The following is a 1,955-nucleotide window of genomic DNA, read 5'->3' on the forward strand; positions in this document are numbered from 1 at the left end:
CCGCGCCGCGAGCTCCTCCGCCGCGCGCTGCGTGAAGCGCTCCCCGGCGGGCGTGAGCAGCAGCACCTCCTCGGGCTCCCCGACCGACGCGAGCGCCCGCTCCACCACGTCCGCGCGGATCACCATGCCCGCCCCGCCGCCGTAGGGCGTGTCGTCCACCTTGCGGTGGCGGTTCTCGGAGAAGTCGCGCATGTCCACCACGTCGAACGACAGCAGGCCCCGCTCGGCGGCCTTGCCGAGCAACGCCTCCGTCGTCCACGGACGCAGCAGGTCCGGGAAGAGCGTCAGCAGCGAGAACCTCAGCACGGCCTCAACCCTCGCCCTCGTCCCCGAGCAGACCCGCCGGGGCGTCCAGCACGATGGAGGAGAGCGGCCCGCGCGCACCCTCGCGGCGCACCTCCACGTACGGCGCCTGCAGGGGCACCAGCGACGACCGCCCGCCGTGCGCCACCACCAGCAGGTCCTGATGCCCGGCGTCCATCACGTCCTCCACCACGCCGATCTCCTCACCGCCGGGCGTCACGACCCGCAGGCCGCGCAGCTCGTGATAGTAGAACTCGTCGTCCGGCAGGGGCGGCAGTTCCGCCTCGTGGGCGAACACCTGACGGCCCTTCAGGCGCTCCGCCGCGTCCTTGCCCTCCACGCCCACGAAGGTCACGACGACGCCCGGACCGTGACGGTCCAGCGTCCTCACCCGCAGCCAGCCCGTGTCCTCCACGTACACGCGCCGCAGGTCCAGCACGTCGTCCGGACGTCCGATCACGAACAGCTTCACGCCGCCCGACACCCCGAAGGTGCCCGCGACGTGACCGATCCTCAACAACTCGCTCCTCATCCATCTCCCTGCCGTGACAAAGGACCGGGCGGGCGACACGCGCCACGCCCGGCCGTGAGAACGTCAGCGCTCGCGGCGCGGCGCGTCCAGATCCACGCTCGTCCGCTCGCGCGGATCGCCCGTGAGGCGCACCAGCGTGCGGATCGCCTGGATGACCCGACCGCCGCGCCCGATCACGCGGCCCTCCTCGCCCGGGCCGACGCGCAGCAGCACCGTCGAGCCGCGCTTCGAGACGCGCACGAGGGCAGGCTGGTCCACGACGCTCTGGGCCAGGAACAGCGCGAGTTCGCTCGGATCACTCTTCATGCGCGCATTGTAGTGCAGCCGCCAGCGGTCGACCATCCGCCCTCGGCCTTCGTCGCCCTGCCCTCACCCGGCCGGCGAACCGGCAACGCGAGAGGGGCGCTCCGTCGGGAGCGCCCCTGCTGACAGCTGACCGCTGTTCGCTGACGGCTCTTAGGCGCCGACCGTCTCGGCCTGGGCCGCGAACACGCCCTGCGCGCGCAGGAGGCGACGGGCGGTCTGCGTGGGCTGCGCGCCCTGGCTGAGCCAGTAGCGGGCGCGCTCCACGTCCACCTTCAGGTTCTCCTGGGTGGTCTTGCGGGGGTCGTAGTGACCGATGCTCTCGATGTAGCCACCGTCACGGGGACGGCGGACGTCGGCGACGACGAGACGGTAGTGCGGGTTGTGCTTCGAGCCGAAACGGGACAGACGGATCTTCACCATGTATGGACTTCCTCTGGGGTTGTGAGGGTTGGGCTTGTCGCTTGCCGCGCCGCCAGCAGCCAGCCGGGCACGGCGAACCCAGGGATTCTAGCAGAACGGGCGAGGAGGGAGCAAGAACTCGGACGGTCAGAACTCCGGCGCCACGGTGCGGCGCTCCCCGCCCGGACCCACGTCGTACACGAGGAAGCGGATGCTCGACGGGCCCAGCAGGGGCGAGCCGCCCGCGTAGCCCAGCACCTGCCCGCGCGACACCCGCGAGCCCGACGACACCGCGGGCTGCTGCAGACCCGAGTACACCGCGATCAGCGAGTCGGAGTGCTGCACCACCACCACCCAGCCCTCGTTCGCGTACGTCGCCTCCGTGAGGACCAGCCCGTCCGCGGCGGACAGCACC

The 1,955-nt window shown here is 71.8% G+C and carries 4 protein-coding genes and 1 pseudogene; all 5 read right to left on the reverse strand.

The features are described from left to right. Nucleotides 1–306 (reverse strand): annotated as a pseudogene (locus DEIPI_RS0112660) (tRNA (guanosine(37)-N1)-methyltransferase TrmD); the annotation flags it as partial. Nucleotides 307–310: 4 nt separating this feature from the next. After that, on the reverse strand, nucleotides 311–835 hold the full coding sequence (gene rimM / locus DEIPI_RS0112665) for a ribosome maturation factor RimM (RefSeq protein ID WP_027481998.1): 525 nt from the start codon (nucleotides 833–835) through the stop codon (nucleotides 311–313). A gap of 63 nt (nucleotides 836–898) precedes the next feature. Then, nucleotides 899–1,141, reverse strand: a complete 243-nt coding sequence (locus DEIPI_RS0112670) for a KH domain-containing protein (RefSeq protein ID WP_027481999.1) — start codon at nucleotides 1,139–1,141, stop codon at nucleotides 899–901. 150 nt (nucleotides 1,142–1,291) lie between these two features. Further along, entirely contained in the window at nucleotides 1,292–1,561 is a 270-nt protein-coding gene (rpsP, locus tag DEIPI_RS0112675) for a 30S ribosomal protein S16 (protein WP_027482000.1), read from the reverse strand. A 126-nt stretch (nucleotides 1,562–1,687) separates the two neighbouring features. Next, nucleotides 1,688–1,955, reverse strand: a 268-nt coding sequence (locus tag DEIPI_RS0112680) for a peptidoglycan DD-metalloendopeptidase family protein (RefSeq protein ID WP_157463637.1), incomplete at its 5' end; no start/stop codon positions are given.

Origin of the sequence: Deinococcus pimensis DSM 21231, assembly GCF_000519345.1 — a bacterium.
GTDB lineage: Bacteria > Deinococcota > Deinococci > Deinococcales > Deinococcaceae > Deinococcus_A > Deinococcus_A pimensis.

Excerpts from the sequence above, each read along its gene's own strand:
- rimM (WP_027481998.1), bottom strand. The coding sequence starts at position 835 with ATGAGGAGCGAGTTGTTGAGGATCGGTCACGTCGCGGGCACCTTCGGG.
- rpsP (WP_027482000.1), bottom strand. The coding sequence starts at position 1,561 with ATGGTGAAGATCCGTCTGTCCCGTTTCGGCTCGAAGCACAACCCGCAC.
- DEIPI_RS0112670 (WP_027481999.1), bottom strand. The coding sequence starts at position 1,141 with ATGAAGAGTGATCCGAGCGAACTCGCGCTGTTCCTGGCCCAGAGCGTC.